The following is a 23279-nucleotide window of genomic DNA, read 5'->3' as shown; positions in this document are numbered from 1 at the left end:
AATGACCCAAGGCGCCGGACGGTCTCAGTTGGCCGGCCCGGACGTGATCGGCTGGCGGCAAAATTGGGGGGTGAACGAATCTGCTCAACGGCTTGCCTTCTGCGGGGCGACCTTGTCGTCACCGAGATATTTGAACCAGTCCTTGGTGGCGTCGGCGATCTTGTCCACCGTCCAGAGCGGAGCGTCCTTGTACTGGTCCATCGACTTCAACATCGTCGCGACGCCGTCCTCGAACTTCACCTTCGGCGCCCATTTCAGGACCCGCTTGATCTTGCTGATGTCGGCGTAGGTGCAGTCGGGCTCGCCCGGGCGCTTGGGAATGTGGACCTTGTCGCCGCCGAGAAGCTCGACCAGGCGGTTCACGCTGTAGGTGTTGTCCGAGCCGACATTGAAGATCTCGTGCGAGACGTCGGAGCGCGCAGCGGTCACGAAGGCATCGGCGACGTCGCTGACGAAGGTGAAGTCGCGCGTCTGCTCGCCGTCGCCGACCACCGTGAAGGGCTTGCCCGCGAGCTTCTGTGCCATGAACACGCCGAACACGGCCCCGTAGGTGCCGGTGGTGCGATGGCGCGGTCCGAACACGTTGAACAGGCGCAGCGCCACGGCAGGCAGCTTGTAGACCTGGCACCAGTGCATGACGCATTGCTCGCCGAGATTCTTGGTGAGCGCGTAGGGATACATCGGCCGGATCTCGGCACTCTCCGGCGTGGGATAGACATCCGGAATGCCGTAGCAGGAGGAGGAAGCCGCATAGATGAAGCGGCTGGCGCCCGCGTGCCGCGCCGCTTCGAGAACGTTGACCGTGCCATCGACATTGGCGCGATGATAGGGGATCGGTGATTCGATCGAGGGTACGATGTCCGCCAGCGCGGCGAGATGGAAGACCCAATCCACCCCGTGGAAATACGGTTTGATCGCGTCGAGGTCGGTGACGTCAGCCCGCACGACCTTCAACTGGCTCGAACCGGCGCGTGCGGCGAGGTTTTCAGCGCGTCCGATCACGAAATTATCGAGCGCAATGACCTCATGGCCGTCATCGAGCAGGCGATCGACGAGGTGACTTCCAATGAACCCGGCGCCGCCAGTAACAATGCATTTCATGGGGAACATCCGTGACGCGAATGCCCAGCGCAATAGGCCCGCCAATGTTGAGTGAAACCCGAAAAGCCGACTATCAGCCGCCCGCAAACTTTGCAAGTATTATACCTTTGCAATCCTTGGTAATAGCCGGTATCACCCGGTAATGTTGCAATCGAGCCGTCAGCCCATGCCTGCCGAATCCGTCGATCCCGATCACAAGGCTTTCCTCGACGATTACGTGGGGCGCCTGCATCGCGCGACGGCGGTCGACGACGGTATTTTTGCGAGGATCTCCGCGACGCGCGCGTCCTGGTTGCGCACGCGCGAGCAGGGCGGTCGCGTCATCTTCATCGGCAACGGCGGGTCGGCCGGCATCGCTTCGCATCTGGCGATCGATCTGGCGAAGAATGCGTCGGTGCCCGCTCTCTGCTTCAGCGATGCGAGCATGATGTCGTGCCTTGCCAACGATTATGGGTTCGAGGACTGGATCGCGCACGCCGTGCGGCTGAACGCGCGCGCCGGCGATTGCCTCGTCGCGATCAGCTCGTCGGGGCGTTCGAAGAACATCCTCAACGCGGTCGCGCGGGCGCGCAAGATGAAGCTCGACGTGATCACGTTGTCGGGCATGAACGCGGACAATCCGCTGCGCAATCTCGGCGACGTCAATTTCTGGGTCGACAGCCGCAGCTACAACATTGTCGAGACCACGCACCAGTTCTGGATGATGGCCGCAATCGACCTCGTCATCGGTCGCGCGGAATATCCGGCGTCCTGAGGCGGGCATCCGATGCAGTCGCGATTCAAGCATGCGGCCCTGTTTTCGGTGAAGCTGCTGCTGTCGATCGCCGTGCTGGTCTACATCGCGCGTGGCCTCGACCTGCGCCAGCTGCGCGACCATCTCGTCTCGGTCGATCCGGTCCTGTTCGTCGTCGCGCTTGCGCTGATCTTCGTCCAGACCTTCGTGCTCAACGGCCGGTGGGAGCTGATCATGCGCGCGCTCGGCGTGTCGCTGGATTGGCTCGCCGGCTGGCGGATACTGATGACCAGCCTCTGGTTCAATCAGGTGTTGCCGTCATCGGTCGGCGGTGACGCGGTGCGGATCTGGCTACTGCGCCAACGCGGCGTGCAGTGGCCGGAGGCGGTCAAGGGCGTTGCAGCCGACCGCTTCACGGCATTGATCGGACTGGTCGTGCTGATGGTGGCCGGATTGCCGTTTCTGCTGTCGCGCGTGTCGAATCACGCTGCGATCCTGGCGATCGGCGGACTGACGGTGGCCGGCGTCGCCGGTACGCTGGTCCTGTTGACGCTGGACCGTCTGCCGAAACGCTTGATCGCGCTTCCCGCGATCGCGAGCTTCGTGCGGTTCGGAACGCTGGTCAGGTTTTTGCTCCTGCAGTCCGAGCGCCGTGCGCTGCTGTTCGGATCGGCGCTCCTCATCCATCTCGTCACCGCCGCGGCCTGCTACACCTTGGCGCGCGGTGTCGGAGCGCAGCTCTCTGTCCTCGATGCCGGCATCCTGATTCCGCCGGTGGTGCTGTTGACGGCGGTCCCCATCTCGATCAGCGGCTGGGGCGTTCGCGAGGGAGCGATGGTCGCCTGCCTGGGTCTGGCGGGTGTGTCGTCCGAGCAGGCGCTGTCGGTATCGCTCCTGCTGGGCGCCATCAGCGTGATCATCGGGCTCGTCGGTGGCGTAATCTGGCTGGCAAGTCCGGAGCGCGGCTCGTATTCGGCCGACAAGGTGGCCAAGGCAGCGGAGGACGCGCCCAGCTACGGGCTGGGCAACGAGGCCTCGAGCCACCCATGACCCGCTTGAGCCCGTTGCCGATCTGGTCTTCACAGGGTGGGATTATCCCACTCGCGCGCGTATCTCATTCTTCGGTTGCACGATGAAAAACCTGTTCTACGTCCGCAATACTTGCCGCCTCTGTCATTCCGACAAGCAAGAGCTGGTCGTCCCGATGGCAGGCATGCCGATCGGCACGCCGAACTTCCAGGTGCCGAACGCCAGCGTCGACGATCCCGTTTTCCGCGCTGCGGTGCCGATGGCGCTGCATCTGTGCCGGGACTGCGGCCACCTCCAGATCCTCCATGTCGGCAATCCGGAGATCCAGTACCGAAACTACGTCTATACCACCTCGCTCTCGCTCGGCTTGCGCGAGCATTTCGCTACCTATGCCGACGACGTCGTCAGCCGTTTCGGCATTGCGCCGGGTTCGCTGGTGGTCGAACTCGGCAGCAATGACGGATCGCTGCTCGGCTTCTTCAAGGAGCGGGGGATGCGGGTGCTGGGTGTTGATCCCGCCGTCGACATCGCGCGGCGCGCCACGGAGGCGGGCATCGAGACCATCGGCGATTTCTTCACCGATGCCGTTGGTCGCCGCATCCTGCAGAGCCATGGCGCGGCGAGCGTCGTGATCGCCAACAACATGATCGCCAATGTCGACAATCTGGATCCGCTGGTGATCGGGGTTCGCGACGTGCTCGCACCGGACGGATTGTTCGTCTTCGAAACGCAATACGGCGTCGACGTCACCGAGAAGAACCTGCTCGATACCGTCTATCACGAGCATCTGTCGTATTTTAACATCAAGCCGCTGATCCGTTTCTTCGCCCGGCTGGGCATGGAGCTGATCGACGTCCAGCACATCTGGACCAAGGGCGGTTCGATCCGCGTGACCGTGCAGCGCGCCGGCGGCGCCAAGAAACCGTCGGCAGAGGTCGCGCGTTTCGTTGCCGAAGAGGAGCGGCTCGGTGTCGATCAGCCGGCTTATTACGCGCCCTATGTGAAGAGGATCGCCGCCATCCGCGACGAATTGGTCGCGATGGCCGATGCCGCCCATGCGCGCGGTCAGCTGGTCGCCGGCTATGGCGTCTCCGTGGGCACCACGACCCTGCTGCCGCAGTTCGGCCTGGAGAACAAGATCGACTTCCTCGTGGACGACGATCCCAACAAGGGGAAGGTGATGGCCGGCCCCGGCTATGACATCCCGATCCTGCCGCCTGCCGCCCTCTACGAGCGCAAGCCGGCGTTCGTCGTGGTCTTCGCCTGGCGCTATGTCGACCCGATCCGGGCCAAGCACGCCCGCTATTTCGCCGAAGGCGGGAAGTTCGTGGTGCCGCTGCCGGGGATTTCCATGGTCGACCGGGCCGACTGACGGCTGCCGGCTCCCGATAGCCTTGCCGGGGATGGCGCGTTCCGGGCGGTCGACAAGTCCTTGATCCGCATGGCTTCTGCACGGGCGTCCGGGGAAGGGCGGCCTGCTGGCGCGACCTCTCTATACCTTGACCTTTGGCCGCATCCGCAGTAGATACCCCGCACTCGCAGCCGGCCCGTTAGACGCGGATTTCCGGCGCGGCCTTGAAATCCCCGAACAATCGAGCCCGGTTTCCGGCTCATCCTTCGAGACAGAGGGCTGAGCCAACGGCGGCTGTTCGGATCCCTGAAATTCATTTGCGTCTGTCGACGGACGTTGGACCTCAAGCGATGGCAGTCAGCCCGTTCAAGTTCTTGCAGGAAGTGCGCTCGGAGACTGCCAAGGTCACCTGGCCGACCCGCCGTGAGACCACGATCACCACCATCATGGTGTTCGTGATGGTCGCCGTGGCCTCGATCTTCTTCTTCGCCGCCGATCAGATCATCCGCTACCTCATCACCTTCCTCCTGGGCATTCACTGATGGCAACAGCAACCGCTCAAGTGTCCGACAAGCGCTGGTACATCGTCCACGCCTATTCGAACTTCGAGAAGAAGGTCGCCGAATCGATCCGCGAGCAGGCCAAGCAGCGCGGGCTCGAGGAGCTGTTCGAGCTGGTGCTGGTTCCAACCGAGAAGGTCACGGAAGTGCGCCGCGGCCGCAAGATCGACGCCGAGCGCAAGTTCTTCCCCGGCTACGTGCTGGTGAAGATGAAGCTGACCGACGAGGCGTTCCATCTGATCAAGAACACGCCGAAGGTCACGGGCTTCCTCGGCGCCGAGAACAAGCCGATGCCGATCTCGGAAGCCGAGGCCATGCGCATCCTGCACCAGGTGCAGGAGGGCGTGGAACGGCCGAAGGCGTCGGTGTCGTTCGAGATCGGCGAGAACGTGCGCGTGGCCGATGGCCCGTTCGCCTCGTTCTCGGGTGTGGTCGAGGAAATCGACGAGGCGCGCTCGCGTGTGAAGGTCGCCGTGTCGATCTTCGGCCGCGCGACGCCGGTCGAGCTGGAATTCGGTCAGGTCGAGAAGGTCTGATCGGGTAACGCGGGAGGCTTCGGTCTCGCGCAACAAGAGGCCGTGGGAGGGAGGGGCGGTTGCCAGCCGCATCCCACCCAGACCACGAACCTGAAACCGCCGGTCCTGCCGGCACAACAGGAGTGATACATGGCAAAGAAAGTGACCGGATACCTGAAGCTTCAGGTCCCGGCCGGTGCGGCGAATCCCTCGCCCCCGATCGGTCCCGCGCTCGGTCAGCGCGGTCTCAACATCATGGAGTTCTGCAAGGCGTTCAACGCCCAGACCCAGAAGGAAGAGAAGAACACCCCGATCCCGGTGATCATCACCATCTATGCGGACCGTTCCTTCACCTTCGAGATGAAGACGCCGCCGATGTCCTACTTCCTCAAGCAGGCTGCAAAGATCCAGTCCGGCTCGAAGGCGCCGGGCCGTGACAAGGCCGGCAAGGTGACCAAGGCGCAGGTGCGCGAGATCGCCGAAAAGAAGATGAAGGACTTGAATTGCGACACCATCGAATCGGCCATGAAGATGGTCGAGGGCTCGGCCCGTTCGATGGGTCTGGAAGTTGCGGGGTAAGCGGCCATGGCAATCGGAAAGCGTTTGAACAAAGCCCGCGAAGGCATTGACCGCGAAAAGCTTTACCCGCTCGCGGACGCCATCAAGATGGTCAAGGAACGCGCGAAAGCGAAGTTCGACGAGACCATCGAGGTCGCGATCAATCTCGGCGTCGATCCGCGTCACGCCGACCAGATGGTCCGCGGTGTCGTGACCCTGCCGAACGGCACCGGCCGTACGCTCCGCGTCGGCGTGTTCGCCCGCGGCGCCAAGGCCGATGAAGCCAAGGCCGCCGGTGCCGACGTCGTCGGCGCCGAGGACCTGGTCGAGAAGGTGCAGAACGGCACGATCGATTTCGACCGCTGTATCGCCACCCCCGACATGATGCCGCTGGTCGGCCGCCTCGGTAAGGTGCTGGGCCCGCGCGGTCTGATGCCGAACCCGAAGATCGGTACCGTGACCATGGACGTCACCGGTGCGGTGAAGGGCGCCAAGGGCGGCTCGGTCGAGTTCCGCGTCGAGAAGGCCGGCATCCTGCAGGCCGGCGTTGGCAAGGCCTCGTTCTCCGAGGAGAAGCTGGTCGAGAACATCAAGGCTCTGGCTGACGCTGTCTCCAAGGCGAAGCCGGCCGGTTCCAAGGGCACCTACATCCAGCGCGTTGCGGTGTCCTCGACGATGGGCCCGGGCGTGAAGGTCGAGCCGGGCACCATTCTCGGCTGAGGTTTGGAAATTGCATGAGGCGAGGGGCGGGATCGGGTGACCGATTCCGCCCCTCGTCGTTTGTGGCGGCGCTCTTCGGAAACAACAACAATGGCTGACAAGGTCCTGATCTACTCGCGCTTTCCCAAGTCGATGATGGCGCGCTTCGCCGAGCGGTTCGAGCTGCTCGACACCGGCGGCAAGCCCGTGCGGGAGGTGTTTCCGGCGGAGGAGCTGGGCGGCATCCGCGCACTGCTGACTGCTGGCGGCTCGCCACTCGGTGCGGAGGCGATGGACCTGTTTCCGAATCTCGGCGCCATCGTCTGCTATGGGACTGGCTATGATGGCGTCGACCTGAAGGCGGCGGCCAGCCGGAACATCGCGGTCGGTCACAGCCCCGGTGCCAATGCGGCTTCCGTCGCCGACATCGCGATGACCTTGATGCTGGCGACGACCCGGCGGATTTTGGTGGCCGACCAATATGTCCGCAGCGGCGATTGGGCGGCCTCGAAACAGTCGCCGATGATGCGTCCCCAGGCCGGCATGCCCGGCCGCCGCATCGGCATCTACGGCATGGGTGAGATCGGCCGCAAGATCGCCGCGCGCTGTGCTGCTTTCGAGAGCGAGGTCGGCTATTTCAGCCGCACTCGGTACGATCTGCCCTATCAGTACTTTCCGACTCTGGAGGCGCTCGCCGATTGGTGCAGCGTCCTGATGATCGCGGTGCGGGCAGGGGCCGAGACCCAGCATGTCGTCAACGCCGATATCCTCAGACGCCTCGGGGCGGAGGGCTACGTCGTCAACATCTCCCGCGGCTCCGTCATCGACGAGAAGGCGCTGGTCGCGGCGCTCACCGACAAGACCATCGCGGGGGCGGGCCTCGACGTCTTCGAAAAGGAACCGCACGCGCCTGACGCCCTGACCGAACTCCCCAACGTGGTGTTCGCCCCGCACATCGGCGGCCACACCCTGGATTCGCACGTCGCCATGCAGAACTGCGTGCTGGCCAACCTGACCGCGTTCTTCGAGGGCAAACCGCTGCCGTATCGGGTCAAATCAGCCTGAATCGGCCCTTGTTGGGCCATCTCAAGCCCAACCGCCAATCGATTGGAACTGGTGTGAATTTTGCTCTTGGCAAGCAGGCTCCGAGCGGTTAAAGAACCGCCTCCGGACGTGCCGGCCTCGGCTGGCGCGTTCGTGCACGCATTCCGAAAACCGACACGACAGGAGATCATTCCTTTTCAGGACGTCCGTGAGGATTTGCCCGAAAAGGAAGGAAGATCCGTCTTTTGGCAGGGATGCGAGCAGAGGTCGGGCGGTTCGCCGGCTGACCTCGTCCTGTCCAAGACTGCAGGCGCCCGCGGGGAATTTCGATTCCTCAACGGCTTAATCGCATGGCCTGCATAGACGGGTGAAGACCGGATTCACTTCGCATCCAGCTTTTTAAGGGCTGGTTTTGCGAAACGGGTCTGGTTCGGACCTCGACACGCCGTGGGCCCTTTGGCTCCCGGAGGGCAGGCTTTGAATTGTCGTCTTGCCCGGCGTGTCCGATGGGTTTTTTGGCCCGGAGGTTCAGGTTTGGGCGGGACGATGGGTGCAACCCGGCGGTCCCGCTTCTCGCGATGACCGCCAACCGGAGAGAGCTTGCTGTGGAACGAGCGGCAAAAAAAGAAGCGGTCGAACAGCTCAACGAGGTCTTCAAGACCACGAGCGTCGCGATCGTTGCTCAATATTCCGGCCTCACCGTCGCCCAGATGCAGAAGCTGCGCCAGCAGATGAAGCAGGCGGGTGCCGCGGTGAAGGTCTCGAAGAACCGTCTCGCCAAAATTGCTCTTGAAGGCACTGACGTCGTTGCCATCGGTCCCATGCTGAAGGGGCCGACCGTGATCGCGACTTCGAACGATCCGGTAGCGGCGCCAAAGGTCGCCATCGAATTCGCCAAGGCGAACGAAAAGTTCGTCATCGTCGGCGGATCGATGGGGAAGACCGTCCTGAATGTCGACGGCGTGAAGGCGCTTGCCTCGCTGCCGTCGCTTGACGAACTGCGCGGCAAGATCGTCGGCCTCATCGTGGCCCCGGCGACCAAGCTGGCCCAGCTCGCCAACGCGCCCGCGGGCAAGCTCGCGCGCGTCATCCAGGCTCATGCCTCAAAGGGCGAAGCGGCCTGACGCCCTTCGCAAAACTCAAACCCGAACCAGACTTACAGTTAAGGAAACTGAACAATGGCTGACCTGCAGAAGATCGTTGACGACCTCTCGAGCCTGACCGTGCTCGAAGCTGCCGAACTCGCGAAGCTCCTCGAAGAGAAGTGGGGCGTTTCGGCTGCCGCGGCTGTCGCCGTGGCCGGCCCGGCTGCTGGCGGCGGCGGTGCTGCCGCTCCGGCGGAAGAGAAGACCGAGTTCACGGTCGTTCTCGCCAGCGCCGGCGACAAGAAGATCGAGGTCATCAAGGAAGTCCGCGCCATCACCGGTCTCGGCCTGAAGGAAGCAAAGGACCTCGTCGAGGGTGCTCCGAAGCCGCTGAAGGAAGGCGTGAACAAGGACGAAGCCGACAAGATCAAGGCCCAGCTCGAGAAGGCTGGCGCCAAGGTCGAGCTCAAGTAAGCACTGCTTACTGGCGGGATCCCGGGCAGGCAACAGCTCTGCCCGGATCCTAGTCCCCCTTCGAGAGGGTGGACCGGAATGCAAAAGGCGTGCGACGGAACGATCCGACGCAGGCCAAACACGAAAAAGTGTGGGGATTTGAGGGTTTGACCCTCGAATCTGCACTATTGTCGCCCCATATCGGGTCGGCAGCACGAAAGCGCGGTGGCAGGGATGCCGGATTTCCCTGTAAGCCGTTGGGAGAGCAGGCTATTTCGGGCTTTTGCAGTCCGTGAAGATGATCGTTGTGACGGGCGGGCGCGCATCTGCGCCCCGCGCGTCGTTTTGCGTTTTGAAGGTCTGAAGAACAGATTCAGGACATCGGCGCCTGAAACTGCGTCTCCGGCCCCCCAAGACGGGTTCGAAAATTCAACCCGGAAAGCGGTGGCAGCCGCGGTCCGGACGGTGCGCCCAGGGCGGGCGACGAAAATGAGAGGCCACGATGGCGCAGCAGACATTCACCGGTCGCAAACGCGTTCGCAAGTTCTTCGGACACATCAAGGAAGTCGCCGAGATGCCGAACCTCATCGAGGTTCAGAAGGCGTCCTATGACCAGTTCCTGATGGTGGACGAACCCCAGGGCGGACGTCTCGACGAGGGTCTGCAGGCGGTGTTCCGCTCGGTGTTTCCGATCTCCGACTTCTCCGGCACCTCGATGCTGGAATTCGTCCGCTACGAGTTCGAGCAGCCGAAATACGACGTCGACGAGTGCCGCCAGCGCGGCATGACCTTCGCTGCGCCCCTCAAGGTGACGCTGCGCCTCATCGTGTTCGATATCGACGAGGAAACCGGCGCGAAGTCGGTGAAGGACATCAAGGAGCAGGACGTCTACATGGGCGACATCCCGCTCATGACGATGAACGGCACCTTCATCGTCAACGGCACCGAGCGCGTCATCGTCTCGCAGATGCACCGTTCGCCCGGCGTGTTCTTCGACCACGACAAGGGCAAGACCCATTCCTCGGGCAAGCTGCTGTTCGCCGCCCGCGTCATCCCGTACCGCGGCTCCTGGCTCGACATCGAGTTCGACGCCAAGGACATCGTCTATGCGCGTATCGACCGTCGCCGCAAGATTCCGGTGACGTCGCTGATGTTCGCCCTCGGCCTCGACGGCGAGGCGATCCTGTCCACGTTCTACAAGAAGATTCTCTACAAGCGGACCAAGGAAGGCTGGCGCGTTCCGTTCGACGCCAACCGCTTCCGCGGCTACTCCACGGTCAACGACCTGATCGATGCCGATACCGGCAAGGTCGTGCTCGAGGCCGGCAAGAAGCTCACCGTCCGCGCCGCCCGCCAGCTCCAGGAGAAGGGGCTGAAGGCGCTGCGCATGGCCGACGAGGAGCTGGTCGGCAATTACGTCGCCGAGGATCTCGTCAACCCCAAGACCGGTGAGATCCACGCCGAGGCCGGTGAAGAGATCACCGACAAGCTGATGAAGGCGCTCAACGAGCAGGGCTACAAAGAGCTGCCGCTGCTCGACATCGACCACGTCAATGTCGGCCCCTACATCCGCAACACGCTCTCGGCCGACAAGAACATGACGCGCGAGGACGCGCTGTTCGACATCTACCGCGTGATGCGTCCGGGCGAGCCGCCGACGCTGGAATCGGCGCAGGCCATGTTCCAGTCGCTGTTCTTCGACGCCGAGCGCTACGACCTCTCCGCGGTCGGCCGCGTCAAAATGAACATGCGCCTCGACCTCGATGCGCCCGATACCCAGCGCACGCTGCGCAAGGAGGACATCCTCTCCGTCATCAAGACGCTGGTGGATCTGCGCGACGGCAAGGGCGAGATCGACGACATCGACCATCTCGGCAACCGCCGCGTGCGTTCGGTCGGCGAGCTCATGGAGAACCAGTACCGCATCGGCCTGTTGCGCATGGAGCGCGCGATCAAGGAGCGCATGTCCTCGGTCGACATCGACACGGTCATGCCGCAGGACCTGATCAACGCCAAGCCGGCGGCCGCCGCGGTGCGCGAGTTCTTCGGCTCCTCGCAGCTGTCGCAGTTCATGGACCAGACCAACCCGCTCAGCGAGATCACCCACAAGCGCCGCCTCTCGGCGCTCGGACCGGGCGGTCTCACCCGCGAGCGCGCCGGCTTCGAGGTGCGCGACGTGCATCCGACGCATTACGGCCGCATCTGCCCGATCGAGACGCCGGAAGGTCCGAACATCGGCCTGATCAACTCGCTTGCGACCTTCGCGCGCGTGAACAAGTACGGCTTCGTCGAGACGCCGTATCGCAAGGTCAAGGATGGCCGTGTCACCGACGAGGTCGTGTACCTGTCGGCGATGGAGGAAGGGCGCTATTCCGTGGCGCAGGCCAACGTGCCGGTCGACGCCAAGGGCCGCTTCACCGAAGACCTCGTGGTCTGCCGCTCGAGTGGCACCCGCGACGTCGTGCCGATGACGCCCGACAAGGTCGACTACATGGACGTGTCGCCGAAGCAGCTCGTTTCGGTCGCCGCGGCGCTAATCCCGTTCCTCGAGAACGACGACGCCAACCGCGCGCTGATGGGCTCGAACATGCAGCGCCAGGCGGTGCCGCTGGTTCGCGCCGAGGCGCCGTTCGTTGGCACCGGCATGGAGGGCGTGGTTGCCCGCGACTCGGGCGCTGCGATCGCGGCGCGCCGTTCGGGCGTGATCGACCAGATCGACGCGACCCGCGTCGTCATCCGCGCCACGGAAGATCTCGATCCGACCAAGTCGGGCGTCGATATCTACCGCCTCATGAAGTACCAGCGCTCCAACCAGTCGACCTGCATCAACCAGCGTCCGCTGGTGAAGGTCGGCGACGTCGTCAAGAAGGGCGACATCATCGCCGACGGTCCCTCGACCGATCTCGGCGAGCTCGCGCTCGGTCGCAACGTGCTGGTCGCGTTCATGCCGTGGAACGGCTACAACTTCGAAGACTCGATCCTGCTCTCCGAGCGGATCGTGAAGGAGGACGTCTTCACCTCGATCCACATCGAGGAGTTCGAGGTGATGGCCCGCGACACCAAGCTCGGACCTGAGGAAATCACCCGCGACATTCCGAACGTCTCGGAAGAAGCGCTGAAGAACCTCGACGAAGCCGGTATCGTCTACATCGGCGCGGAAGTGCGCGCCGGCGACATCCTGGTCGGCAAGATCACGCCGAAGGGCGAAAGCCCGATGACGCCGGAAGAGAAGCTGCTGCGCGCCATCTTCGGCGAGAAGGCCTCCGACGTCCGCGACACCTCGCTGCGCGTTCCCCCAGGCGTGCAGGGCACCATCGTCGAAGTGCGCGTGTTCAACCGCCACGGCGTCGACAAGGATGAGCGTGCGCTGGCGATCGAGCGGGAGGAGATCGAGCGCCTCGCCAAGGACCGCGACGACGAGCAGGCGATCCTGGACCGTAACGTCTACAACCGTCTTGCCGAGCTGCTCGAGGGGCGGCAGGGCATTGCAGGTCCCAAGGGCTTCAAGAAGGACACCAAGATCACCCGTGCGGTGCTCGAGGAGTATCCGAAGTCGCAATGGTGGCTGTTCGCTTCGCCGAACGACAAGCTGATGGCCGAGATCGAGGCCATGCGGAAGCAGTACGACGAGTCGAAGAAGGGGCTCGAACAGCGCTTCCTCGACAAGGTCGAGAAGCTTCAGCGCGGTGACGAATTGCCGCCCGGCGTGATGAAGATGGTCAAGGTCTTCGTCGCGGTGAAGCGCAAGATCCAGCCCGGCGACAAGATGGCCGGCCGCCACGGCAACAAGGGCGTGGTGTCGAAGATCGTGCCGATCGAGGACATGCCGTTCCTCGAAGACGGCACGCATGCCGACATCGTGCTCAATCCGCTCGGCGTGCCTTCGCGCATGAACGTCGGACAGATCCTCGAGACCCATCTCGGCTGGGCCTGCGCCGGCCTCGGCAAGCGTATTGGCCAGACTGTCGATGCGTACCTGTCGAAGCAGGACATCAAGCCGCTGAAGGAGACCTTGAAGAAGGTCTACGGCGAGGACGAGACGATCAAGTCGCTCAACGACAACGAGCTGCTCGAACTCGGCCATAACCTCAGCCGCGGCGTGCCGATCGCAACCCCGGTTTTCGACGGTGCCAAGGAAGCCGATATCGAGGAGATGCTGAAGCTCGCCGGTCTCGACGCTTCGGGTCAGTCGACGGTCTATGACGGCCGCACCGGCGATCCGTTCGATCGCAAGGTGACGGTGGGCTACATCTACATGCTCAAGCTGCACCATCTGGTCGACGACAAGATCCATGCGCGTTCGATCGGTCCGTACTCGCTCGTCACCCAGCAGCCGCTGGGCGGCAAGGCGCAGTTCGGCGGCCAGCGCTTCGGCGAAATGGAGGTGTGGGCGCTCGAGGCTTACGGCGCGGCGTACACGCTCCAGGAGATGCTGACGGTGAAGTCGGACGACGTCGCCGGCCGTACCAAGGTGTACGAGGCGATCGTGCGCGGCGACGACACGTTCGAGGCCGGTATTCCGGAATCGTTCAACGTGCTGGTCAAGGAAATGCGCTCGCTCGGCCTCAACGTCGATCTGCACAACTCCAAGATGGGACCGGCGCCGACGTCGGAAGCGGCCGAGTAGTTCGACCTGTCATGCCCGGCCTTCGCGGCCGGGCATCGGCGCCCCGCCTGAGGCCTTGAGGGCAGGGCGCCATGCAGAAGTGATTTTCGAATTTGCGGCCGGAGGCGACCGGCACGCGAGGAGAAGACGATGAACCAAGAAATTATGAATCTCTTCAACCCGACGACGCCGGCTCAGGTCTTCGACCAGATCCGGATCTCGATCGCGTCTCCAGAGAAGATTCTGTCCTGGTCCTACGGCGAGATCAAGAAGCCGGAGACCATCAACTATCGTACCTTTAAGCCCGAGCGCGACGGCCTGTTCTGCGCCCGCATCTTCGGGCCGATCAAGGACTACGAGTGCTTGTGCGGCAAGTACAAGCGCATGAAGTATAAGGGCATCATCTGCGAGAAGTGCTCGGTCGAGGTCACGCTGTCGCGCGTCCGGCGCGAGCGTATGGGCCATATCGAGCTCGCAGCTCCCGTCGCGCACATCTGGTTCCTGAAGTCGCTGCCCTCGCGCATCGGCCTCCTGCTCGACATGACGCTGAAGGATCTCGAGCGGATCCTCTACTTCGAATATTACGTCGTGCTCGAGCCGGGCCTCACCGCGCTGAAGGACCGTCAGCTGCTGTCGGAAGACGAGTATCTGAAGGCGCAGGACGAGTACGGCCAGGACAGCTTCACCGCCATGATCGGCGCCGAGGCGATCCGCGAGCTGCTCAAGGGCATGGACCTCGAGAAGCTCGAGGCCTCGCTGCGTGCCGAGATGCAGGAGACCGACTCCGACATCAAGCACAAGAAGCTCGCCAAGCGTCTGAAGATCGTGGAAGCGTTCCGCCATTCCGGCAACAAGCCGGAATGGATGATCATGACCGTGATCCCGGTGATTCCGCCGGACCTGCGTCCGCTGGTGCCGCTGGACGGCGGCCGTTTCGCGACCTCTGATCTCAACGACCTCTATCGCCGCGTCATCAACCGCAACAACCGCTTGAAGCGGCTGATGGAGCTGCGCGCGCCCGACATCATCATCCGCAACGAGAAGCGCATGCTTCAGGAAGCGGTCGATGCGCTGTTCGACAACGGCCGCCGCGGCCGCGTCATCACCGGCGCCAACAAGCGTCCGCTGAAGTCGCTCGCCGACATGCTCAAGGGCAAGCAGGGCCGCTTCCGCCAGAACCTGCTCGGCAAGCGCGTCGACTATTCGGGCCGTTCGGTGATCGTGGTCGGTCCCGAGCTGCGCCTGCATCAGTGCGGCCTGCCGAAGAAGATGGCGCTCGAGCTGTTCAAGCCGTTCATCTATTCGCGGCTCGACGCCAAGGGCCTGTCCACCACCGTGAAGCAGGCCAAGAAGCTGGTCGAGAAGGAGCGGCCCGAGGTCTGGGACATCCTGGACGAGGTGATCCGCGAGCATCCAGTGCTGCTCAACCGCGCACCGACGCTGCACCGCCTCGGCATTCAGGCATTCGAGCCCGTGCTGATCGAGGGCAAGGCGATCCAGCTTCACCCGCTGGTCTGCTCCGCGTTCAACGCCGACTTCGACGGCGACCAGATGGCCGTGCACGTTCCGCTGTCGCTCGAAGCGCAGCTGGAAGCGCGCGTCCTGATGATGTCGACCAACAACATCCTGCATCCGGCGAACGGCCAGCCGATCATCGTGCCGTCGCAGGACATCGTGCTCGGTCTGTACTACGTCTCGATCATGCGCGAAGGCCTGCCCGGCGAGGGCAAGGTGTTCGGCGACATGGCCGAGCTCGAGCATGCGCTGCACGCGAAGGTCATCCACCTCCACACCAAGATCAAGTACCGGTGGGAAGGCATGGACGAGACCGGCAAGGTCTCCAAGCGCTGGATCGAGACCACCGCCGGCCGCGTCATGCTCGGCAATCTGCTGCCGAAGAACCCGCGCATCTCCTACGAGATCATCAACAAGCTGATGACCAAGCGCGAGATCTCCGGCGTCATCGACCAGGTCTACCGCCACTGCGGCCAGAAGGAGACGGTGATCTTCTGCGACCGCATCATGGCGCTCGGCTTCTACAACGCGTTCAAGGCCGGCATCTCGTTCGGCAAGGACGACATGGTCGTGCCGCACGGCAAGTGGAAGATCGTCGACACCACCCGTACGCTGGCGAAGGATTTCGAGCAGCAGTACAACGACGGCCTGATCACCCATGGCGAGAAGTACAACAAGGTCGTCGACGCCTGGTCGAAGGCCACGGAAGAAATCGCCAAGGCGATGATGAAGGAGATCTCCGCCACCAAGAAGACGGCGAGCGGAGCCGACGCCGACATCAACTCGATCTACATGATGGCTCACTCCGGTGCCCGCGGTTCGCCGGCCCAGATGCGCCAGCTCGCCGGCATGCGCGGCCTGATGGCCAAGCCGTCGGGCGAGATCATCGAGACGCCGATCATCTCGAACTTCAAGGAAGGCCTCTCGGTGCTCGAGTACTTCAACTCGACCCACGGCGCCCGCAAGGGCCTCGCGGACACCGCGTTGAAGACCGCGAACTCCGGCTACCTGACCCGTCGTCTCGTCGACGTGGCGCAGGACTGCATCATCACGCAGAGCGACTGCGGCACCAAGCTCGGCATCAAGATGCGCGCCATCGTCGACGCCGGTACCGTGGTCGCCTCGCTCGGCTCGCGCATCCTCGGACGCACGGCCTGCGAAGACGTGCGTGACAGCTCGGGCCAGGTGATCGTCAAGCGCGATACGCTGATGGAAGAGAGCCACGTGGATGCCATCCACCAGGCCGGCATCCAGGAGGTGAAGATCCGCTCGGCGCTGACCTGCGAGCTCGTCAACGGCATCTGCGGCAAGTGCTACGGCCGCGACCTCGCCCGCGGCACGCCGGTCAACCACGGCGAAGCGGTTGGCGTCATCGCGGCGCAGTCGATCGGCGAGCCGGGCACCCAGCTCACCATGCGCACCTTCCACATCGGCGGTGCGGCGCAGCTCAACGAGCAGTCCTTCGTCGAAGCCAACTTCGACGGCAAGATCGTGATCAGGAACAAGGCCATCGCCCGCAACAGCGAAGGTCACCTTATCGCGATGGTGCGCAACATGGTTGTCGCGATCGTCGATGCCGACGGCACCGAGCGTGCGACGCACCGGATCCAGTACGGTTCGCGTCTGCACGTCGACGAGGGCGACATGGTCAAGCGCGGCCAGCGCATCGTCGAGTGGGATCCCTACACCCGTCCGCTGCTCACCGAGGTCGAAGGAACCATTGGCTTCGAGGATCTGGTCGAGGGGCAGTCGATCTCGGAAACGCTCGACGAGGCCACCGGTATCGCCAAGCGTGTGGTCATCGACTGGCGCTCGACGCGCGGCGGCTCGGACCTGCGTCCGGCCATCGTGGTCAAGGGCAAGGACGGCAAGGTGCTCAAGCTCGCCCGTGGCGGCGATGCCCGCTACATGCTGTCGGTCGACGCCATTCTCTCGGTCGACATCGGAGCCAAGGTCCAGCCGGGCGACATCCTCGCCCGTGTCTCGACCGAAAGCGCCAAGACGCGTGACATCACCGGCGGTCTGCCGCGGGTGGCGGAACTGTTCGAGGCTCGGCGCCCGAAGGATGCGGCGATCATCGCCGAAATCGCGGGCACCATCCGGTTCGGGCGCGACTACAAGAACAAGCGTCGCATCTCGATCGAGCCGATGGACAAGACCGACGAGCCGCGCGAGTACCTGATCCCGAAGGGCAAGCACATCCACCTTCAGGACGGCGACGTCGTCGAAAAGGGCGACTTCATCGTGGAAGGCAACCCGGCGCCGCACGACATCCTCGCGGTCAAGGGCATCGAGGAGCTCGCGGCCTATCTGGTCAACGAGATTCAGGAGGTCTACCGGCTTCAGGGCGTGCTCATCAACGACAAGCACATCGAGGTGATTGTCCGTCAGATGCTCCAGAAGGTGGAAATCACCGACCAGGGCGACACGGACATGATCTCCGGCGAGCAGGTCGACAAGATCGAGTTCGACGCGCTCAACGTGAAGGCCAAGGAAGAGGGCAAGAAGCCCGCCACGGGAACGCCGGTTCTGCTCGGCATCACCAAGGCGAGCCTCCAGACCCGCTCCTTCTTCTCGGCGGCATCGTTCCAGGAGACCACCCGCGTCCTCACCGAGGCGGCGGTCAACGGCAAGATCGACCCGCTCGAAGGCCTCAAGGAGAACGTCATCGTCGGCCGGCTGATCCCGGCGGGCACCGGCGCCTCCATGGCCAAGATCCGCGAAGTCGCCATGAAGCGCGACAAGCTGATCCTGGACGAGCGCGAGAAGCAGGCCGCCGTCGTGTCGCCGGCGCCGGAAGCCGAGCTTCCTGCGCTGCCGCCGGCGGAATGATCGGTCATCCGTAGGAATACCGAGGACAATGAAAAGGCCGGCTTTCGCCGGCCTTTTTGCTGCTTTGTTTGCTTGTTGCGATGCGGGATCAACCTTTGTTCATCTTTCCTTCAGCCGCAAAAGCGCTTGTGCTATGGCGCCTTAGACCGGTGGTCCCGCCAAGGGGGCAGGGCCGGAAGACCACGGAACTTTCATGCTTGATCTCGCAATCGTAGGCGGCGGCCCCGGCGGGCTGATGAGCGCCTGGTACCTGAAGCGCAAGCTCGGCGACCTCTGCCGCGTCACCATCTACGAGGCCTCCGACAGGCTCGGCGGCAAGATCGTCACCCGCAAGTTCGATTCGGCGCCCGCGATGTACGAGGCCGGCGTTGCCGAGATCTACGACTACTCCATGACAGGCCCGGATCCTCTGCGCGAGCTGATCCAGCATTTCGGCCTTCAGACCATTCCGATGGATGCCGAGCAGGTGCAGTTCGGCGGTGAGCTGCTCAACGACGTTCCCGGCATGCGCCGCAAATACGGCGCCAAGACTGCCGCCGCGATCGAAGCCTTCCGCAAGCGCTGCGCCGAGGTGATGTCGCCGGTGGAATATTACGAGGGCGTCGGCGCGCACGACAACGAACATCCCTGGGCCTACAAGACCGCCGAGCAGGTGCTCGACGAGGAGGTCGAGGACATCACCGCAAAGCGCTTCTTCAAGGTGATGGCGCGTTCCGACATCGCGACCGAGAGCCACAACACCAACGGGCTCAACGCGCTTAAGAACTATCTGATGGACGTCGACGGCTATATCGGCCTCTATTCCATCCAGAACGGCAACGAGCAGCTGATCGAATGCCTGCAGTCGGAAGTCAATGCCGACATCCAGCTCAATCACCGCGTGCTCACCGTCGGCAAGGCGCCGACCGGCCGGTATCAGCTCAAGATGATGAACGGCAAGGGGCCGGAGACCCGTGACTTCGATCTCGTGCTGGTCTGCCTGCCGCATTCCTGGCTCGCCACTCTCGGGTGGGAGGGCGAGCAGCTGCGCAGGTCGATGGTCAAGCACGTCGCCTATTTCGACCGGCCCGCGCACTATCTGCGCGTCTCGATCCTGTTCGACGAGCCGTTCTGGGGCGACAAGATTCCGGGCGCCTGGTTCATGTCGGAAGCCTTCGGCGGCTGCTGCGTCTACAACGAGGGCGCACGTCACGACGTCGGCAAGCATGGTGTTCTGAACTGGCTCATTCCCGGCTCCGATGCGCTGGCTTTTGCCAATCTGTCGGACCAGGAGCTGATCGAGGCCGCCCTGAAATCGCTGCCGGCTTCTCTCGGCGATGCGCGTCTGCACTTCATGGAAGGCAAGATCCACCGCTGGCTGTCCTCGGTGAACGCGCTGCCTGGTGGTTTGCCCGCGCGCGACGTCATGACCAATCACCGGCCCGAGCCGAAGGAGCACCCCGGCATCGTGGTGGTTGGCGACTATCTGTTCGATTCGACGCTCAACGGCCTGCTCGATTCCTCGGACGCGGCGACCGACATCATCCTGACCGAGATGATGCGCCTGCGCCGCCAGCGCGCGCAGGACGACAAGCCGCTCTCGGACAAGATCGATCGCAAATATTTCGAGAATTATCGCGGTCTCGGCCCCTATCACCAGGCGTGGCGGCACTTCACCGATCCCGACTACCTGACGACGCTGATTGGCATTGTCTGGGGCAGGGCGGCGGGCGCCAAGCTGCTGGTCGCGGGCTCCGCCAGCGGCGAACTGGTCGGCGCCCTGCGCGATCGCGGCATCGATGCATGGGGAATCGAGAACAACCGCGCGATCCACGCCAGGACGCCGAAATCGCTGAAGAAGTACAACAAGCTCGGCACGATCACCGACATGCCGTTCAAGGACGGCACGTTCGACTTCGTGTTCGAGACCAGCCTCTGCCACGTTTCCCCGAAGCAAGTGGTCCGCGCGATCCGCGAGCTCAACCGCGTGGTCAAGACCGGCCTCGTGTTCGGCTCCATCACCTCGGACATGGCGCCGGCATTGATCGACCGCTACGACCTCTTGCGCGGAGTCAAGAAGCTCGGCACCTGGTGGGAATGGTCCGAACTGTTTTTCGGCAACGGCTTCGACCTGTCGATGCACCGCAAGGATTGCACCGATGCGCTGTGGGAGGCGACGCTCGCCGCCAACAAGGGGCCGGGGCAGTGGTACGCCGACGCGGACAGCTTGCGCTATTCCTTCTTCGACAAGGTCGAGGACGAGGACTAGCCTGGGGGACGCCAACCGAATCCGCCAATTGTTTTGCCGAATTCATCTTGATCGCATAAAATCGGTGCAATAGCGGTTGCCGCTATTTCCTGCGTTCTCTGCGGTCATGCCGGCCGTCAGCATCGGTTGGTTTCATGGCATCCAAGCCTTTCTTGCCTGGCGACAAGCCTCTATCTCCCGATCAACAGAAGCTCGCCGCGGAGGAGGCGGCCGGGCTCGATGGCAAGCTCGCCGACGCTGCCAAGCCGGATCTCAAGGACGACGAGGACGCCGAAGACGAGGGGGATGACGAGCTGGAGCTCGACGAGGACGATGAGGACGAGGACCTCGTCGTCTTTACCGCGCGCGAAGCCGCCGGGGCCCTTGCGACCATTGTCGGGTTCGTCAAGCCCTATCTCTCCAACTACAAGCGGATGCTGTCATTCGTGGCATTCGGCGTCGTGGTCGAGACGTTGTTCAACGTCATCATGCCGCTCAGCCTCAAGTTCCTGATCGACGATGCGCTCGGCGAGGAGGATTTTCAAGCGCTCTACAAGATCCTCGGCGTGCTCGCCGTCGCCGGCATCTTCACCTCGATCGTTGCGGTCTGGTACGAACGCTGGGACGCGCGACTCGCCGCTTGCGTCATCTCCGATGTTCGCAAACGCCTGTTCGAGCACGTCCAGGACCTGCCCGCCGCCTATTTCGGCCGCACCAGGCGCGGCGAGATCCTATCGCGCTTCTCGGTCGATCTCTCGGCCTTCGAAGGCTCGGTCAAGACGTTCGCCAACAGTGCCGCGCTGCCGTTCCTGGAGCTGATCGCCGGCATCATCCTGATGCTGTTCCTCAACTGGCAGCTCGCCGTCGTCGCGCTGCTGGTGTTCCCGATCACGCTGATCGGCCCGCGGATCCTGACGCCGAAGGCGGTGCAGGCCAATTACGAACAGAAGCTCAATGAATCGGCGTTGCTGGGCCAAGTCCAGGAGAACGTGGCCGCCCAGGCGGTCATCAAGGCGTTCAGCCTGCAACGCAAGATGTTCGGCTTCTTCCGGTTGCGCAACGACGAGACCCGCAACAAGATGGCCTCGGCCACATTCCTCTCGACCATGGTGGAGCGGACCGTCACCATCTCGGTGCTCCTCCTGCACCTTGTGGTGCTCGCGATCGGCGCGTATCTGGCGACCAAGGGCCATATCACCATCGGCACCTTCGTCACCTTCGAGAGCGCGTTCTGGGAGGTCTCCTACAACATCGCCCATGTGATGCATTTCATCCCGGTGTCGATCTCCTCGGCCGCTGCGATCCGCCACATCCAGGAATTGCTCGACGAGCCGACCCGCAGCGCCGATCGCCCGGGCGCGCCCGATCTGCCGCGCATCACCCACGACATTACCTTCGATCACGTCACTTTCCAGTACGAGGGCAGTCAGACGCCGGTGCTGGACAATCTCAGCCTCAAGCTCGATGCCGGCAAGCGCATCGCGATCGTCGGTCCGAGCGGCTCCGGCAAGAGCACGCTGCTCAATCTGATCCTGCGGCTCTACGTGCCCGACGAAGGCCGCGTCACCATCGACGGCGTCGACGTCCGCAAGGTGACGCTGGACTCGCTGCGCCGGAGCATGGCGGTGGTGTTCCAGGAGAACATGCTGTTCAACATGTCGATCCGCGAGAACATCCGGCTCGGCAAGGAGGGCGCAACCGACGAGGAGGTGGAGGAGGCGGCCAAGAAGGCCGAGATCCACCGCTACATCATGAGCCTGCCGCAGCGCTACGACACGCCGGTCGGCGAGCGCGGCGACACACTGTCGGGCGGCCAGCGCCAGCGCATCGCGATCGCGCGCGCGATCATCCGTAACCCCTCCGTGCTGCTGTTGGACGAAGCCACCTCGGCGCTGGACCAGACCACCGAGGCTGCGATCAACCGTACGCTGCTCAGGGTCGCCAAGGGTCGCACCATGATCTGGTCGACCCACCGCCTGACCTCGGTGGTCGAGATGGACGAGATCATCGTGATTTCAGGGGGCAGGGCGATCGAGCGCGGTTCCCATGCCGAGCTGCTCGCCAAGAATGGCACCTATCGCAAGCTGTGGAACGACCAGATCCACCAGTCCCATGCCGCGGCAGCTCACGCCGACGCCGACCGCGATGATGACGACGAGGACGAAGACCTCGATGACGATGAGGACGACGAGGAGGAGTAACCGCGGGCGGTCAGCTTCGAGGGGCCGCGTCTGATCGTCTCGTCTCACAGGCAACGCGCGGTTCAGCGCCGACTCGTCGATTCTCTGATGCAAGGCGTTCGGCCGCCGCGACGCCGCGTTTCTTTTCGCACGCATGGTTTGGGGCAAGAGCCATTCGCGGATCGACCAGTCCGGGCTGAAGCCCCGTCACACCGGGCATCGCGGCGGGCCGGGAAGGTCTGGTTGACCGGCCACCAGCCAGCAAACTGAGCGCAGGCAGGAGAAAAACCCCTGAGCCTGGTAATAAAACTACATTAAGCCCGGGTATAATTGTTTTCAGATCTGGCAGGTCAATCGCCTCGATCCCATATCAGGCAGGTGCGGGGAGTCGGCCAAGAGGCTATTTTTTGCAGGCGCATGAAGCGCTTTGTGACTGTCGTTTCACCTTGACTTGACCGATTCTCACTTATAGAAAGCGCCTCACTTAACGACAGGCGGTGAGCATCGCCAGCGTCGGAACGGGCCACCCGTTGATCCCCAAAGACTAGATCTGCCAGGGGTCGCAAAGACGGGCACCAACCTCGACGAATGCCGCTCAAACGCTGTCGATCATAGCTAGGCAATGCCAGTGCGACTTTAGTTCTCTCGAGCACGTTCTCTTGAGATCGAATTCGGATGCATGACCTCAGTGCGCGGGCCGCGGCGTTAGGCTGAACGGCTTCGAGACTGCGGTCCTCTGTGGCGTCGAAGCGCTTTCCGCTCGTTGATGGAGCGGTTGGCGCAATTTCGCT

The 23279-nt window shown here is 63.3% G+C and carries 15 protein-coding genes; 14 read left to right on the top strand and 1 reads right to left on the bottom strand.

Annotated features, from left to right (window positions below; translation table 11 throughout):
- Positions 1-84: 84 nt before the first annotated feature.
- Positions 85-1101: an SDR family oxidoreductase gene (locus ACM43_RS28125; protein ID WP_271544530.1), complete on the bottom strand. Its 1017-nt coding sequence runs from the start codon at positions 1099-1101 to the stop codon at positions 85-87.
- 166 nt (positions 1102-1267) lie between these two features.
- Here ACM43_RS28125 and ACM43_RS28120 point away from each other — a divergent pair, with 166 nt between their 5' ends.
- The 14 genes from ACM43_RS28120 (at position 1268) to ACM43_RS28055 (ending at position 22509) form a co-directional block, all read left to right on the top strand.
- A complete protein-coding gene (locus ACM43_RS28120; protein ID WP_246732087.1) occupies positions 1268-1855 on the top strand; it encodes an SIS domain-containing protein in 588 nt (195 codons plus the stop codon).
- Between the two features lie 12 nt (positions 1856-1867).
- Positions 1868-2884: a lysylphosphatidylglycerol synthase transmembrane domain-containing protein gene (locus tag ACM43_RS28115; protein WP_271544526.1), complete on the top strand. Its 1017-nt coding sequence runs from the start codon at positions 1868-1870 to the stop codon at positions 2882-2884.
- An 82-nt stretch (positions 2885-2966) separates the two neighbouring features.
- Positions 2967-4235, top strand: coding sequence for a class I SAM-dependent methyltransferase (locus ACM43_RS28110; RefSeq protein WP_157280563.1), 1269 nt, complete (start codon positions 2967-2969; stop codon positions 4233-4235).
- 329 nt (positions 4236-4564) lie between these two features.
- Entirely contained in the window at positions 4565-4756 is a 192-nt protein-coding gene (gene secE / locus ACM43_RS28105) for a preprotein translocase subunit SecE (RefSeq protein WP_007611620.1), read from the top strand.
- Positions 4756-5310, top strand: coding sequence for a transcription termination/antitermination protein NusG (gene nusG, locus ACM43_RS28100; protein ID WP_018647229.1), 555 nt, complete (start codon positions 4756-4758; stop codon positions 5308-5310). The genes secE and nusG overlap by 1 nt, the downstream gene beginning before the upstream one ends.
- A 129-nt stretch (positions 5311-5439) precedes the next feature.
- A complete protein-coding gene (gene rplK, locus ACM43_RS28095) occupies positions 5440-5868 on the top strand; it encodes a 50S ribosomal protein L11 (protein WP_011088164.1) in 429 nt (142 codons plus the stop codon).
- Between the two features lie 6 nt (positions 5869-5874).
- Positions 5875-6567, top strand: a complete 693-nt coding sequence (gene rplA / locus ACM43_RS28090; RefSeq protein WP_025037003.1) for a 50S ribosomal protein L1 — start codon at positions 5875-5877, stop codon at positions 6565-6567.
- 90 nt (positions 6568-6657) lie between these two features.
- Positions 6658-7611: a 2-hydroxyacid dehydrogenase gene (locus ACM43_RS28085; RefSeq protein WP_271544523.1), complete on the top strand. Its 954-nt coding sequence runs from the start codon at positions 6658-6660 to the stop codon at positions 7609-7611.
- A gap of 584 nt (positions 7612-8195) precedes the next feature.
- A complete protein-coding gene (gene rplJ, locus ACM43_RS28080; protein ID WP_036010998.1) occupies positions 8196-8714 on the top strand; it encodes a 50S ribosomal protein L10 in 519 nt (172 codons plus the stop codon).
- A gap of 54 nt (positions 8715-8768) precedes the next feature.
- Complete coding sequence (rplL, locus tag ACM43_RS28075; protein ID WP_036027614.1) at positions 8769-9149, top strand: 50S ribosomal protein L7/L12; 381 nt, start codon at positions 8769-8771, stop codon at positions 9147-9149.
- 481 nt (positions 9150-9630) lie between these two features.
- Positions 9631-13755, top strand: a complete 4125-nt coding sequence (rpoB, locus tag ACM43_RS28070; protein ID WP_158668572.1) for a DNA-directed RNA polymerase subunit beta — start codon at positions 9631-9633, stop codon at positions 13753-13755.
- A gap of 129 nt (positions 13756-13884) precedes the next feature.
- Positions 13885-18081 carry a DNA-directed RNA polymerase subunit beta' gene (gene rpoC, locus ACM43_RS28065; protein WP_036011015.1) on the top strand — a complete coding sequence of 1399 codons (4197 nt, stop codon included), beginning with the start codon at positions 13885-13887 and terminating at the stop codon, positions 18079-18081.
- Between the two features lie 193 nt (positions 18082-18274).
- Positions 18275-20329: an FAD-dependent oxidoreductase gene (locus ACM43_RS28060; protein WP_271544519.1), complete on the top strand. Its 2055-nt coding sequence runs from the start codon at positions 18275-18277 to the stop codon at positions 20327-20329.
- Between the two features lie 134 nt (positions 20330-20463).
- A complete protein-coding gene (locus ACM43_RS28055; RefSeq protein WP_271544517.1) occupies positions 20464-22509 on the top strand; it encodes an ABC transporter ATP-binding protein in 2046 nt (681 codons plus the stop codon).
- Positions 22510-23279: the final 770 nt, after the last annotated feature.

Source organism: Bradyrhizobium sp. CCBAU 45321 (assembly GCF_028128975.1).
GTDB classification, from domain to species: Bacteria; Pseudomonadota; Alphaproteobacteria; order Rhizobiales; family Xanthobacteraceae; genus Bradyrhizobium; species Bradyrhizobium yuanmingense.
Note: the sequence above shows the minus strand (reverse complement) of the source record. Positions and strands in the feature narration are given on the sequence as shown.

What these genes read in the sequence shown, in the direction of transcription:
- nusG (WP_018647229.1), top strand. Translation starts at nt 4,756, where the DNA reads ATGGCAACAGCAACCGCTCAAGTGTCCGACAAGCGCTGGTACATCGTC.
- ACM43_RS28125 (WP_271544530.1), bottom strand. Translation starts at nt 1,101, where the DNA reads ATGAAATGCATTGTTACTGGCGGCGCCGGGTTCATTGGAAGTCACCTC.
- ACM43_RS28110 (WP_157280563.1), top strand. Translation starts at nt 2,967, where the DNA reads ATGAAAAACCTGTTCTACGTCCGCAATACTTGCCGCCTCTGTCATTCC.
- ACM43_RS28085 (WP_271544523.1), top strand. Translation starts at nt 6,658, where the DNA reads ATGGCTGACAAGGTCCTGATCTACTCGCGCTTTCCCAAGTCGATGATG.
- ACM43_RS28115 (WP_271544526.1), top strand. Translation starts at nt 1,868, where the DNA reads ATGCAGTCGCGATTCAAGCATGCGGCCCTGTTTTCGGTGAAGCTGCTG.
- ACM43_RS28060 (WP_271544519.1), top strand. Translation starts at nt 18,275, where the DNA reads ATGCTTGATCTCGCAATCGTAGGCGGCGGCCCCGGCGGGCTGATGAGC.
- ACM43_RS28055 (WP_271544517.1), top strand. Translation starts at nt 20,464, where the DNA reads ATGGCATCCAAGCCTTTCTTGCCTGGCGACAAGCCTCTATCTCCCGAT.
- rplL (WP_036027614.1), top strand. Translation starts at nt 8,769, where the DNA reads ATGGCTGACCTGCAGAAGATCGTTGACGACCTCTCGAGCCTGACCGTG.
- rpoC (WP_036011015.1), top strand. Translation starts at nt 13,885, where the DNA reads ATGAACCAAGAAATTATGAATCTCTTCAACCCGACGACGCCGGCTCAG.
- rpoB (WP_158668572.1), top strand. Translation starts at nt 9,631, where the DNA reads ATGGCGCAGCAGACATTCACCGGTCGCAAACGCGTTCGCAAGTTCTTC.
- secE (WP_007611620.1), top strand. Translation starts at nt 4,565, where the DNA reads ATGGCAGTCAGCCCGTTCAAGTTCTTGCAGGAAGTGCGCTCGGAGACT.
- rplK (WP_011088164.1), top strand. Translation starts at nt 5,440, where the DNA reads ATGGCAAAGAAAGTGACCGGATACCTGAAGCTTCAGGTCCCGGCCGGT.
- rplA (WP_025037003.1), top strand. Translation starts at nt 5,875, where the DNA reads ATGGCAATCGGAAAGCGTTTGAACAAAGCCCGCGAAGGCATTGACCGC.
- ACM43_RS28120 (WP_246732087.1), top strand. Translation starts at nt 1,268, where the DNA reads ATGCCTGCCGAATCCGTCGATCCCGATCACAAGGCTTTCCTCGACGAT.